Here is a 12,933-nt window from a genome sequence, read left to right on the forward strand (position 1 = left end):
GATATTCCTTATTTAAAAAAATTAAGCTAAAGCAGGAACAGCAAGACCATGTACATCATTGGCAGCAATAAATTTGTCTGGTCGAATGGCGATGACTTTTACGCCATAACGCTCCATCCAAGGCAAGATTGCTTGACCGATATCCACCAAGTCATGCGGTGTTTGAGTGTGTTTATCTTTCGGGCGCATGGCGATATAGCGGGTGTTCAATGCATCCCAAGCTGATTTTTCTTCTTCGGTGAGGAAGCTTGCAGGATCACAGTCAGCACCGAGTAGTACAAAACCTTCTCCTAAAATGTCGTCTAAACGTCCAATTTTCCCGATCGCAGTACCAATGATCGGTTGTGGCAACATGCGTCCCACGATACTGGCGTCTGAGATTTCACCACGTAACCAACCTGCAACCATCACAGGTGGGGCGCTAAGTGGCGGTTCAAAAGGAGTTACGGTATTTTTAGGCGCATCATTCATAGCTTTGATTTCAGCTTCTGATGCTTCTTGTTTGATAATGCGACCTAAGCCGACTGCGAGATTGGTATAAAATTCGGCATTTGGGCGACGCTCAGTTTCATAGGTGTCGAGCCAAGCTTCAGGGAGCTGATTTTTAATCACTGCTGCCATTTTCCAGCCTAGGTTATATCCATCACGCATGCCTGTTTGCATCCCTGCACCAGCCCAAGGTGGCATAAGGTGACATGCATCTCCTGCAAGGAAGACACGGTTCACACGCCAAGTTTCTGCCATACGGGTGTGATGTCGATAAAATGCAAATTGATGAATTTCAATGTCATTTTCATCATGACCTAATGCTTTGAGTAGCGGCCAAACTTTTTCATTTGAATCAAAATCTGCTTCTGTTTCACCCGGTTTTAATGGAATTTCCCAGCGATGGTTACCCGCAGACAATGCAATGTCGACCACTGGACGTTCTTTATCGGTCCAAAAGGTCAGTAAATCACGATCTGGCCACCAGCGTTTTACACGGCAGTCGATCACGATCCAAACTTGTTCCAAAGTATCGCCGTGCATTTTGATGCCAAGTTGGTGGCGGACAGCACTAGAACCACCATCGGCAGCGATTGCGTATTTGGCACGGGTTTTCTTCAACTCACCCGTATTTATACATTTTGAGGTGATTGTCACACCTGCATCATCTTGCTCTATGGCTGTGACTTCATAACCAAATTTGACCTGCAATTGATCGCCATATTGAGTGGCGCAATCACGCAAAGTTGATTCCATAATTGGTTGATAAATATTGTAAAAACGTGAAACCACACCAAGTGTTGAATCTGGATGATCAAAGCGTAAAACTTCTTTACCGTCATAGGTCAACCAACGTAAAGCACGTTGCGCTTCTACAACACGAGTGACTTGTTGATCTATACCCAAATTTTGCATGATGCGCATGGTCCAATCATTGATCGTGACCGCTCGTGCACGAGGATAAATGGATTGCTCTCTTTCAAATGCCGTGACCTGAACACCGTTTTTGGCAAGGGTCATGGCAGAAATGATCCCTGTTGGACCATAGCCAATCACCGCAACATCGGTGTCATAATCTTGTTGTGCACTTTGCATAACTGTCGTCTCCTTCGACTAAGGCATGTTTTTATGTTTTGTACCTATCGGTCCAATACGTTTATAATTTGTTCTAAATTGATCACAAGCAATAAGACTATTGTTGAATTGAAATTTTTATTAAAAAATGATAGTTATTTTTAATATTTACTTAATTTAATGATTTTATTCATTTTTATTTAAATGATCGCGACCTCATGCGTTTTTATTCTTGAGTGGTTAATGCGGTTGAAAAAAACTGAAATATGAACGATGACTGAAAAATACTACCTCGATCGTGTAAAATATTGAGGCTTAGAAAGACTTTAACGAACTCAAATAAATACGATTAATTTGTATTAAATCTTTGTTTTATAAACAATATGGAATGTGTATGCAGACTGATCAGCTTCAAGCAGGAAATAGGCGAGGGCAACGATCTCGTAAAGAAATACTAAACGTTGCAGTGCGTTTGATGGCAGAGAAGGGTTATGCCGCAACTTCAGTTTCGACACTTTGTCAGGAAACAGGCTTGCCTAAAAGCGCGATTTACCATCATTTTCAGTCCAAATCGGGTTTGTTGTCAGCTGTTATGGATCATAACGCACGTAGATTCTTTGATGCGATGCAACAATCTTATGCCAACATTCCTCCCTTAGATACTGATTTTGAACGTTTAAATTGGTACTTGCAAAGAACAGGTGAAGTGTTTTTGTCGCATGCGGATTTCTTACGTTTGCATTTGATTTTATTGATGAGTGATGAAGCACCAGAGATCAGCGATATGATCACTCAGGTACGTCAGGATGGTCGAAAATGTATGCATCAAATGCTTCAAGATTCATTTTGTGATTATGATGCTGAGTTGAAAAAAGCCATAGCTGATCGCTTGGTTTACTTTGCTGTTGCAGGCTTTGATGGGGCAGTCATCGAGTTACAAGCGGATCCAAATCAAACCTTGGAAGAGTCAATGACTTTGTTGGCAGAATCAATTGCTCTGATGGGAAAAAACTACGCAGAAAAACATGTAACAAAATAATACTAAGGTGAGTCTGTATTGATATTATTAATACAGACTATTGTTTTTTAGATATAGACGAAAAAAAAAGCTTTGTTAAATTGGTGACAAAATAAGCATCGCTAGCGGAATGGCGATAACACATTTTCTAGGATAGGAAATTATCAATGTCACAGTCGGGAACGCTCCGTTTTTAATACGCTGAACTTATAAAGATTATTTAAGTTTGACTTGTTGCTTTTTGCAATGAGAGCCCCCTTTTGTCCTTGAAAATTTATTATTTCATCAATTAAGGATAGCAAAATGAAAAAATTAAGCCCTAAATTATGTTCTTTATTGGGACTGGCATTGCTGAGCAGTGCCGCATATTCAGAAGACATTCACGGCTATATCGGCACCTATATCGTTCCTCAAGCCGGAATCAAAATTAAAAATCCGGGAGCTGAAAGGATTAAAGATAGCGGTAGAGCTTATGGTGCTGTTGCTGAGATTTCCAAAAATCAATGGTTCGGTTTTGTGCACTATGAAACGGTTTCTGTTGATATCAAAGCTTTACCGCAACCGGGAGTGGATGGTGAAGAGTTTAGAGCTGGGTTAGGTTGGCGTCAAAAAATAGGCAGAGGTTCTGTTCAAGCAGATGTCGAATATTTTAAGCAAAAACAAGAATATGACTTTGTCATGATTCCGACTTGGAAAGATGATGGCGTTGCCATGCATGTGGGTGGTGAATATCTACTCGGTGTAATTGGAGGTCAAGTTCCAGTGGTTGGATTTGCTGATTTTGGCTATTTTGATTTGGATAAAAGTGATGCGACAGAATATCGTTTTGGACTAAAAACGATGCTCACTAAAAATGTCGGTTTAATGTCGGCTTATCGTATTTTTAAACAGGAAAAAGATCAGTCAAATGAGAAAACGACATTGAAAGCGATGAATATTGGTCTGTCATACGTATTTTAATGATCAATTATGATCTCATTTAAGTGGTGCTTGGGGCTATTTACAACCCCATTCATCTAGAAATTTTATAAAAAATATAGATATACGCATTCTATGCGATATAGGACTAATCTATTTTCTTACCTAACATATTGTTTTCAATCTCTGTTGCTGCATTTTTTAAAAGATCAACAATCACATTAATATTGGTCAGTTTTAAACGCTTAGCAGAACTCACCACAGTGAGAGCAATTGGATTGGATTTGGTCGAATACACAATTGGAACAGCGATTGCGCCTAGATGAGATTCCAATTCACCAATCGAAAAATAATAACCTTGTTTCTTAATATTGGTCATTTTTTTGAGAAATTCAGCTTCGTTTTGACTAAATTCAGTCAAAGAAAACTGTTCACGGTATTTTTCATAAAAAATCTTTTGTGTTTTTGCTGGGCTAAATGCCAGCATAATTTTCGGCGCGCCTCCTGCATAAGGCGGGCGAGGGCGACCTCGACCATAAGCCAGCAAATCAGAGTCCTTAAAGCTTTGATGATGAATGTCTAAACAATAATCTTCATGTAATTGGGTTAAACAACAATCCATTTCTGTTTGTTCAGCGATTTCCTGCATCAACGGAACACTATAGTGAATCAACGGATTACCACGTTGGGAAATATAATCCAAGACAGAAATTTGCGGACCGAGCGTGTATTGCCCACCATGTAAGCGTTCCAACAAGCCATGATTGACCAAATCTTTGATATAGCGATAGCCTGTTGGAATGGAAAAACTCAATTTTTCACAAATTTCGTCTGCATCCAAAATAGGTTGTTCTATTGAAAATAAAGTCAAAATATTCAACATATTATTTGATGTAGACATGAAATTCTCAGTTTAGTTGAGTGACATTAATTGCTTCATTTTACCCTCCCATTCGGCTCTTTGGCAAAAGCCGGGAAGTTTTCGTGCATGAGCTTCAACCTCAGCCATCAATTCTGCTGCAGCTTTAGCTAAATTTACTGGAATTTTCATAGGTTGAGACACATACCAAGGCGTATCAATAAACAATTCTAAGCGGTTTCCTTCAGGATCGGGCGCATAAAAAGAAATCGCATTGCCATGTGTGATCGCATCAATATTTGGCACATTGAGTTCAGTAAAATTGTGATAAATCTCTTGCAAGGTTTCTAAACTATCTGCTTCTAAAGATATCTGGTTGATTGGATTGAAAATATTTTCATCAGGTCGGCCACTTGCCAATACGATTTGGTGATGTGTTTTAGGGTCACGGCTCAAGAAAACCAACTGAACCTCACCTTTTGGTGTATTGAGGTGTCCGCGATCAGTGACAAAAAAACCAAGAACTTTTGTATAAAATTCTTCCATTTTTTCAAGATCTTTCACATATATTCCGATATGGCTAAAACTGAGTCCTTTCATAAATATTTCTCAATAATTGATAAAAATGTTGACATTAAATTATAACTATACAATTATTATGTCAATAATTATTGATAATTGATAATTATGTTTTTAGATAAAGGAATGCTTCTATGAAATTGTTAAGTTTCAGCAAAAATGGTCAAAGCTCTTTTGGACTGGTAAAGGATGACGCGGTCATTGATCTTAAATCCAAATTTAATCAGCAATATGCGAGTTTAAGAGATTTATTGGCTGTTGATAATTATCTTGAAAAAATTCAGTCTGTTGCAGATTCAACACCTGATTATTTACTTGCTGAAATTCAATTTGAACCTGTTATTCCAAATCCAGAGCAGATTTTTTGTATCGGTCTGAACTATGCAGATCATGTTCAGGAAACCAAACGTGAAGTAACAGAAAAACCAATGATTTTCATGCGCTTATCTCCTTCTCAAGTGGGTCATGAGCAAGCGCTTTTACGTCCTGTTGAAGCAGAACAGTTCGATTATGAAGGTGAAATTGCCATCATCATTGGTCAAGGCGGACGTCGTATTTCTAAGGAAGCGGCTTGGGATCATATCGCGGGCTATGCTTGCTATAACGATGGTTCAGTGCGTGATTGGCAACGTCATACTGCGCAGTGGGGTCCGGGTAAAAACTTTTATAAAACAGGTGCTTTTGGACCGTGGATGGTCACAAGTGATGAAATCAAAGCCAATGAAGAAATGACTTTGCTCACTCGTGTAAATGGTCAAGAAGTTCAACGCGCAACAACTTCTCAACTGATCCACGATATTCCTTCATTAATTCATTACATTTCAACTTTTACACCTTTACAAGCAGGTGATGTGATCGTCAGCGGTACACCGGGCGGCATTGGTTTGAAGCGTACTCCACCATTACTTTTATCTGAAGGTGATGTGGTTGAAATCGAAATTGATCGTATCGGTACTTTGAAAAATACCGTGAAAAATGACGCATAAAAAAAGCGGGTTGATCATCATTTTGCAGTGATTTTGGAGATTTTAAATCGAAAAATCTCCAATCTAAAAGGAAGAAAGAAATGGAACATTCAAAACATTATGATATTGCAATTGTGGGCTATGGTCCGACAGGCGTAACCTTGGCCAATCTTTTACTGAAACAAGGTTTAAGTGTTTTAGTGATAGAAAGGGAAGCCAATATTTTACAGTTACCACGTGCGATTCGTTTTGATGCTGAATGTATGCGTGTGTTTCAAACGATTGGTATTACTGAGCAATTGTTGCAGGAAATTGCACCAGGTCCGGGCATGAAATTTCAAGATGCCAATGGTGAGCTGTTGATTACTTGGGAGCGACCTGTTGTAAAAGGCAATCAGCAATGGAGTTCTGCTTATCGGATACATCAACCTGATTTAGAAAAAGTTTTACGTGATCATATTGCGGATCACCCATTGCTTGATCTGAAGTTGCGTCATGATGTTTATAAGGTGGATCAATCATCTGAATCTTGTAGTATTTATTATGAAGATTTATCAAAAGGAACTTTGCATCAAGCTCAGGCAAAATTTGTCATCGGCTGTGATGGTGCTCGTTCACTGATTCGTCGTTTGATTGGCACGACATTTGATGATTTAAATCTACATAGTCAGTGGTTAGTTGTTGATTTTATAGCAAATGAAAAAGAAAATGACTTGGGCGATTATAGTATCCAATACTGTGATCCGAAACGTCCGATGAGCTATATCAAAGGCACTGGTCAACGTCGTCGCTGGGAAATCATGGTGATGCCTGAAGATGATGTAAAAAGCTTAACCCATGACGAAAAAATTTGGTCTTTGCTTGAAGATTATATCCAACCAGAACAAGCCACGATTGAACGTGCAGCGATTTATACTTTCCATGCTTTATTGGCGAAAAATTGGGTCAAAGATCGTTTGATTATCGCGGGTGATGCGGCACATCAAACTCCGCCATTTATGGGTCAGGGGATGGCAGCAGGGATTCGTGATGCTGCAAATTTGGCGTGGAAATTAAAACAAGTGATTCAAGATCAACAAGATATATCGTTGATCCAAAGTTATTTTACTGAACGCTATAGCCATGTTTCTGAGTTTATACAGGGTGCAGTTCAGTTTGGAAAAATTATTCAAAATTATTGTGAAGATGCAGAATTTCAAGTTCAAACCGCAAAATTAAAAAACTTTATTACACCTATTCCAAAGTTGGGTGCTGGTTTTTATCGCCCTGAACATCATCAGGCTGGATTTATTTCACCCCAGTTTTTATTTGAAAATCAAAAATTAAGTGATGATCTTGTGGGCTATCAATTTGCCTTAGTTACACGAGATGCATCTATTTTAACTGGCTCAGAGTTGCAACATTTACAAGCTGAATATGCAGGACAAATGACTGTTTTAGCAGCAAATGCTGCGATTGCTGATTGGTTACAAACAGAGCAAGCCGTTGCCGCAATTATTCGACCAGATCGTTATATTTTTGGCTTTGCTCAAGATCGAGATTCGCTGATTCAACTTTTAGAACATGCAGGGATTGCCATGTTTGCACAGGTTTAATCGTGAAATGGAGTCGTAAGACACTTTTATATGTTCAGAGGATAGAACAATGGAAACCAAGCAAAATGATTTGCTGCAGCAAGATGCGTTAAAACTCGACTTAACAGTAAAAAAAGTACATCGTAAGTTGTTATATTTCCTATTGATCCTATTTATTTTTTCATTTTTGGATCGGATTAATATCGGCTTTGTGGGCAAACAGCTCAGTGCTGATCTTGGATTGACCGCACTGAGTTTTGGTCTAGCCAACACGATTTTCTATATTTTTTATATTTGTTTCGGTATTCCGAGCAATATGATGCTCAAGAAATTGGGTACACGGATTTGGATCGGTTTTATTATCATCGTTTGGGGGATTGCATCGAGTTGTACGGCTTTTGCGACCGATGAAAGATCTTTATATATCATTCGTGCCATCGTGGGGATTGCTGAAGCAGGCTTTTTACCGGGAATGTTGCTGTATTTAACTCAGTGGTTTCCTGCGACGCATCGTTCACGAGCCAATGCCGTATTTATGTTTGCAATGCCTTTTACCGCAACAATTGGCGCAGTGGTCACGGGTTATATTTTAAATTTGCATGGTTTCCACGGTCTCAATGGCTGGCAATGGGTGTTTTTGCTTGAAGGTCTACCTTGTGTGATTTTAGGGGTGATCGTTTTTGCTAAATTGCCGAACACGCCTAAAGATGCAAAATGGTTAACTGATGATGAAAAAACCATATTGGTCAATGCTTTGGAAAATGAGCAAATAGCCAAGTCACAGCAACTTGGTTCAGCAACAGGTAATACTGCAAGTGCAAAACCACAACGCTTTGCATTTTTAAATAGCTCTGTTATCCGCTGTGCGATCGTATATTTCTGTATCGTGACGACCTGCGGCATGGTCAATATTTGGGTTCCGCAAATTGTCGCAAACGCGATTCCAAATGCATCTTCTGTATTAACGGGTTTTATCGTCGCGATTCCGCATTTGGTGACGATGATCGCACTGTTTTATCTATGTAGCCATTCTGACAAAACGCAAGAACGCTATTGGCATACTTTTGTTCCGATGATTTTAGGTGGCATGGGATGGCTCATGGCAGCTTATCTGGATATGGCTTCGCTTAAATTGATTGGGCTGTGTCTGGCATGTATGGCTGGCTTTAGTACCATGGGAATTTTCTGGGCATTTGCTGATGAAAGCTTGGACAATGATTCTAAATTTATGGGAATTGCTTTTATCAACGCACTTGGCAATTCGGCAACGATCGTCAGTTCATTCTTGATTGGCTGGCTCAAAGATATTACCCATTCATTTGCTATAGGCATGGTTTATGGCAGCGTTTTGATGTTTGTAGGTGCGATGGTTATGTTGACCTTTGCCTTGAAAAAAATGTCTGAAAAAAATCTCAATCGAGGCCTATTAAATGAATAAGATTTCCCATTCTATTTATGCTGCACTTGCCAATATTCAAGATGGTGCAAGGATCATGCTGAGTGGTTTTGGCACAGCAGGTCAACCGGCAGAATTGATTGAGGCACTGCTTGAATGCAATTTAAAAGAACTAGAGATCATTAGCAATAATGCTGGAAATGGTGATTTTGGTTTGGCTAAGTTGATCAAAGAAGGGGCTGTTCGAAAAATCATTTGTTCATTTCCTCGTGCTGCCGATGCTTATGTTTTTGATGAAATGTACCGAGCTGGAAAAATAGAATTGGAACTTGTTCCTCAAGGCAACTTGGCTTGTCGAATGCAGGCTGCGGGTATGGGCTTGGGACCTATTTATACGCCAACGGGTTTCGGAACTTTGCTGGCGGAAAATAAACCGACTATGCATTATCAAGCTAAAGATTTTGTTTTAGAGGAACCTTTACATGCAGATTTTGCATTGATCAAAGCTGAAAAAGCAGATCGTTGGGGCAATCTGATTTATCGGAAAGCTGCACGAAACTTTGCACCAATCATGGCGATGGCAGCGGATTGTACGATTGCCCAAGTCAATCAAATCGTTGAACTTGGTGAGCTCGATCCTGAGCATATTATTACGCCGGGGATATTTGTGCAGCATGTTGTGCAAGTTGCACAAACGGCTCAGCAGCGAGCAAACCCATACGATGCTCAAGGATCTGAACAAATATCGTCAGGGCAAATTTCAGCAGGTGAGAAATAATATGTCTTATCAAAAAATGACACGTGAACAGATCGCCAAGCGGATCGCTGAAGATATTCCTGATGGAGCATATGTCAATTTGGGCATCGGCTTACCTACCCAAATTGCCAATTATTTACCAGAAGATCGAGAAATCATTTTACATTCGGAAAATGGCATCTTGGCTTTTGGTGCAGCACCGATCGAAGGGCAGGAAGATCTTGAACTGATCAATGCAGGCAAAGAATTTGTCACCATGCAAACAGGTGGAAGTTTTTTTCATCATGGGGATTCTTTTGCCATGATGCGTGGCGGTCATTTGGATATTTGTGTGCTTGGCGCATTTCAAGTCGCTGAAAATGGTGATCTTGCAAATTGGCACACGGGAAATCCTGATGCGATTCCTGCTGTAGGCGGGGCGATGGATCTGGCAGTTGGTGCTAAGAAAGTCTTTATTGCCACTGAACATTTGACTCGGCAGGGACAGTCCAAAATCGTATCAGAACTGAGTTACCCAGTGACGGGGAAAAATTGTGTGGATCGGATCTATACTGATTTGTGTGTAATAGATGTGACTGCTGATGGATTGGCGGTGAGAGAAATAGTGTCAGGACTGACATTTGAAGCTTTGCAATCTTTGACGGATGCCAAGCTGATTGATCTCACAAAAAATCAATAACAAACTATTTTTCATATTCAGGAAGAAAACATGAAAATTCAACATATCCTTTATGGGGTAATGGCTTCTTATTGCCTAAATTCAGTCACCCATGCTGATTTTATTGAAGATGCCAGTGGAACCGTTTATTTAAAAAATTTCTATTTCAATCGAAATTTTGATGACAATAACACGAAAACATTGAGTAATTGGTCTCAAGCCGCCAGTTTATTGTGGAAATCAGGCTATACCGATACACCTTTACAATTTGGATTGGACATCAATATCCGCTATGCCTATCGCTTAAGTTCAGCGAAAAATATCGTGGATAATGTCATGCCTTATGATGTTGACAAGCAACAACAGGCTCAAGATCAGGTCAAATTAGGTGCGGTTTTACGGATGAAATATTCGAAAACTGAATTGCAAATTGGTGAGCTGAGTCCTCGTTTGCCGATCGTACATACCGATGTGGCAATGCAACTTCCGACGACATTTTTAGGCGGAATGCTTGAATCAAATGAGTTGAAAAATACCAAAATTACCTTGGGGCGTTTGACCAAAGTGAGCGGACGAAATTCAGAGGACTATAGTAAATTTCAGTTGGTCAACGGCACGACCAAAGCTCAGTCAGATGCGCTAAATTTTGCTGGGATCGATTATGATTTTAAGCAACAGCAGGTGCGATATTTTCTCGCTGATCTCGAAGATATCTATTTGCAGAACTTTTTGAGTTATGAACATCGTTTTAAATTGAACGATCAACTCAATCTAAAATCAAATTTTTATCTCTTTGATACCCAAGATACAGGCGATGCTTTAGAGGGGAAAATTGACAGTCAGGCTTATGCCACTTTACAGACCTTGAGTTATGGCAATCATGCTGTGGCGGTGGGCTATAAACATATGGCTGGTGATACCAAATTTCCATTATTAGCCAATTGGGTTCCACAGCTTTATCTGGCAAATTGGTCAGTGGGAACCTTTATGCAAAAAGATGAGCGTTCGTGGCAGCTCCGCTATGACTATGATTTTAAAGGCTTGGGACTGGAAGGCTTGAAAACCACATTACGTTATTATGATGGTGGTCATATTGATAATAATGGTGGAAAACGGGGTACTGAAAAAGAGTTTGATTTTATCGTCAATTATGATGTGCAAAGTGGTCCATTAAAAGGAATGGGCATGAGTTGGTTATATGCCGATTATAAAAACTCACTTGCCAAAGACTATACCGAAAATCGTTTGGCACTGACCTATACCTATAAATTTTAAAAGCTTTATTCAGATTTAAAATTTGAAAACCAGAAGATAGCCTGAGCTGTCTTCTGGTTAAATCAATATTTTTTCAATGTGAAAGCCAAGGCTTAAACATCACTGACTTTTTTTGATTCGATCGCTGGATTTGAAGCAGATGCTATGACTTTTCTTGGCGCAGTTTCAACCAAGAATAAACTTAAAATCATCCCAACCACGGTTCCAATCAAACTTAAATAAAATATATTCTGAATACCATAATGTTCAGCAACCACGCCTGATAAAAATGGAGCAACACCGCCACCAAAAATCTCACCTGCACCAACCACGAGACCAATCGAAGAAGCAACCAAGCCAATCGGAGCAGATTCTGCAGCAATCGGACCACTCAAGAGAGCAACCAAACCTAGACTGAAAAATGATAAAACAAAGAGCAGGCTAAACAATGAAAGTACAGAGGCTTCAGCATTGGCAAATAACCAGATAAAGATCGTTGAACCTAAAAAGCCTAAGAAAGATGCCATTTTACGACCGATAAAGTCAGAAGCAGCAGGGACTAAGAATTGACCCAAAAATCCACCAAAACCGATGGCTGATACGACGATCCCCATATTTTGTGATGAAAGATTTAAATAGTTTTGTAGATAAAGTGGAACCATTGCACTGATTACAAATACACAAGACATGGTACAAAACAGTCCAAGCATACTCAGTAATACATTACGTGTTTTGAGTAATGCTAACCAATTCACTTTTTGCTTCTCTTCACCAGTCACAACTTCGTGTAAAGCTTGCCCACCTTGGGTGTTCTGAGGTTCACGAATGATAAAGTACATAAATACAGAGAGGATGATCCCTGGAATCGCAACGACCCAAAATACTTCACGCCAAGACGGTACAACCAATAAAAGTTGCGTTGCGATAATCGGACCCAATCCCAAGCCAAACAGAGCGAAACCACTTTGTTGCAAACCTTGTAAAGAACCACGACGTGAGGGTTTGGCTGCGGCAGCAGTTGCAGCAAAACTGGTTGGACAAAATGCACCTTCGGATACACCCATGATCGCACGGATAAAGATCAGGCTGGTCAGTCCCGCAGCAGCACCAGAAAAACCAGAGGCGAGAGAGAAAATGATCAATGATGGGATCAGGATTTTACGATGACCGATTTTATCGGAAAGATTACCTGAGATAATTGCAAATATGCCCCAAGTGATACCTAGCGCACCAAAGATCACTCCAACATCTTGATAATTTAATGATAAATCTTTCATGATCGAAGGTAAGAGTGGCGCGATAATCCAGCGATCCAGACCGACTAAACCAAAACCGAGCGAAAGTAAAAGTACCGCCTTCCATTCATAGGAAGTATCCCATTTTTGAGTTTGCATG

12 protein-coding genes are annotated in these 12,933 nt (G+C 39.9%); 8 read left to right on the forward strand and 4 right to left on the reverse strand.

Annotated features, from left to right (window positions below; genetic code table 11):
- Positions 1–21: 21 nt before the first annotated feature.
- A complete protein-coding gene (locus F960_RS09150; protein WP_004863063.1) occupies positions 22–1,581 on the reverse strand; it encodes a bifunctional 3-(3-hydroxy-phenyl)propionate/3-hydroxycinnamic acid hydroxylase in 1,560 nt (519 codons plus the stop codon).
- A 373-nt stretch (positions 1,582–1,954) separates the two neighbouring features.
- Between F960_RS09150 and F960_RS09155 the strand changes: the two genes are divergently transcribed.
- Together F960_RS09155 and F960_RS09160 are read left to right on the forward strand one after the other, a co-directional pair.
- Positions 1,955–2,599, forward strand: a complete 645-nt coding sequence (locus F960_RS09155; protein ID WP_004863066.1) for a TetR/AcrR family transcriptional regulator — start codon at positions 1,955–1,957, stop codon at positions 2,597–2,599.
- A 282-nt stretch (positions 2,600–2,881) separates the two neighbouring features.
- Positions 2,882–3,538: a hypothetical protein gene (locus F960_RS09160; protein ID WP_004863068.1), complete on the forward strand. Its 657-nt coding sequence runs from the start codon at positions 2,882–2,884 to the stop codon at positions 3,536–3,538.
- A gap of 106 nt (positions 3,539–3,644) precedes the next feature.
- Here F960_RS09160 and F960_RS09165 read toward each other — a convergent pair whose 3' ends face one another.
- Both F960_RS09165 and F960_RS09170 read right to left on the reverse strand, forming a co-directional pair.
- Complete coding sequence (locus F960_RS09165; RefSeq protein ID WP_004863072.1) at positions 3,645–4,397, reverse strand: IclR family transcriptional regulator; 753 nt, start codon at positions 4,395–4,397, stop codon at positions 3,645–3,647.
- Between the two features lie 12 nt (positions 4,398–4,409).
- On the reverse strand, positions 4,410–4,955 hold the full coding sequence (locus F960_RS09170; RefSeq protein ID WP_004863075.1) for a VOC family protein: 546 nt from the start codon (positions 4,953–4,955) through the stop codon (positions 4,410–4,412).
- A gap of 113 nt (positions 4,956–5,068) precedes the next feature.
- Here F960_RS09170 and F960_RS09175 point away from each other — a divergent pair, with 113 nt between their 5' ends.
- From F960_RS09175 to F960_RS09200, 6 genes are all read left to right on the forward strand, one after another.
- Positions 5,069–5,920 (forward strand): fumarylacetoacetate hydrolase family protein, encoded by an 852-nt coding sequence (locus F960_RS09175; protein ID WP_004863078.1) that lies wholly within the window; start codon positions 5,069–5,071, stop codon positions 5,918–5,920.
- 80 nt (positions 5,921–6,000) lie between these two features.
- Positions 6,001–7,494, forward strand: coding sequence for a bifunctional 3-(3-hydroxy-phenyl)propionate/3-hydroxycinnamic acid hydroxylase (locus F960_RS09180; protein WP_004863081.1), 1,494 nt, complete (start codon positions 6,001–6,003; stop codon positions 7,492–7,494).
- Positions 7,495–7,543: 49 nt separating this feature from the next.
- Positions 7,544–8,911, forward strand: a complete 1,368-nt coding sequence (locus F960_RS09185) for an MFS transporter (RefSeq protein ID WP_004863084.1) — start codon at positions 7,544–7,546, stop codon at positions 8,909–8,911.
- A complete protein-coding gene (locus F960_RS09190; protein WP_004863086.1) occupies positions 8,904–9,647 on the forward strand; it encodes a 3-oxoacid CoA-transferase subunit A in 744 nt (247 codons plus the stop codon). Before F960_RS09185 ends, F960_RS09190 begins: the two co-directional genes overlap by 8 nt.
- A 1-nt stretch (position 9,648) precedes the next feature.
- Positions 9,649–10,305, forward strand: a complete 657-nt coding sequence (locus F960_RS09195; protein ID WP_004863089.1) for a 3-oxoacid CoA-transferase subunit B — start codon at positions 9,649–9,651, stop codon at positions 10,303–10,305.
- Between the two features lie 30 nt (positions 10,306–10,335).
- Entirely contained in the window at positions 10,336–11,559 is a 1,224-nt protein-coding gene (locus tag F960_RS09200) for an OprD family outer membrane porin (protein WP_004863093.1), read from the forward strand.
- A 92-nt stretch (positions 11,560–11,651) separates the two neighbouring features.
- Here F960_RS09200 and F960_RS09205 read toward each other — a convergent pair whose 3' ends face one another.
- Positions 11,652–12,932: an MFS transporter gene (locus tag F960_RS09205; RefSeq protein ID WP_035373866.1), complete on the reverse strand. Its 1,281-nt coding sequence runs from the start codon at positions 12,930–12,932 to the stop codon at positions 11,652–11,654.
- Position 12,933: the final 1 nt, after the last annotated feature.

This window comes from Acinetobacter gerneri DSM 14967 = CIP 107464 = MTCC 9824, assembly GCF_000368565.1.
In the GTDB taxonomy this organism is placed as follows: Bacteria; Pseudomonadota; Gammaproteobacteria; order Pseudomonadales; family Moraxellaceae; genus Acinetobacter; species Acinetobacter gerneri.

Coding starts and splice junctions, on each gene's coding strand:
- F960_RS09185 (WP_004863084.1), top strand. CDS start 7,544: ATGGAAACCAAGCAAAATGATTTGCTGCAGCAAGATGCGTTAAAACTC.
- F960_RS09155 (WP_004863066.1), top strand. CDS start 1,955: ATGCAGACTGATCAGCTTCAAGCAGGAAATAGGCGAGGGCAACGATCT.
- F960_RS09160 (WP_004863068.1), top strand. CDS start 2,882: ATGAAAAAATTAAGCCCTAAATTATGTTCTTTATTGGGACTGGCATTG.
- F960_RS09170 (WP_004863075.1), bottom strand. CDS start 4,955: ATGAAAGGACTCAGTTTTAGCCATATCGGAATATATGTGAAAGATCTT.
- F960_RS09190 (WP_004863086.1), top strand. CDS start 8,904: ATGAATAAGATTTCCCATTCTATTTATGCTGCACTTGCCAATATTCAA.
- F960_RS09175 (WP_004863078.1), top strand. CDS start 5,069: ATGAAATTGTTAAGTTTCAGCAAAAATGGTCAAAGCTCTTTTGGACTG.
- F960_RS09195 (WP_004863089.1), top strand. CDS start 9,649: ATGTCTTATCAAAAAATGACACGTGAACAGATCGCCAAGCGGATCGCT.
- F960_RS09200 (WP_004863093.1), top strand. CDS start 10,336: ATGAAAATTCAACATATCCTTTATGGGGTAATGGCTTCTTATTGCCTA.
- F960_RS09165 (WP_004863072.1), bottom strand. CDS start 4,397: ATGTCTACATCAAATAATATGTTGAATATTTTGACTTTATTTTCAATA.
- F960_RS09150 (WP_004863063.1), bottom strand. CDS start 1,581: ATGCAAAGTGCACAACAAGATTATGACACCGATGTTGCGGTGATTGGC.
- F960_RS09205 (WP_035373866.1), bottom strand. CDS start 12,932: ATGCAAACTCAAAAATGGGATACTTCCTATGAATGGAAGGCGGTACTT.
- F960_RS09180 (WP_004863081.1), top strand. CDS start 6,001: ATGGAACATTCAAAACATTATGATATTGCAATTGTGGGCTATGGTCCG.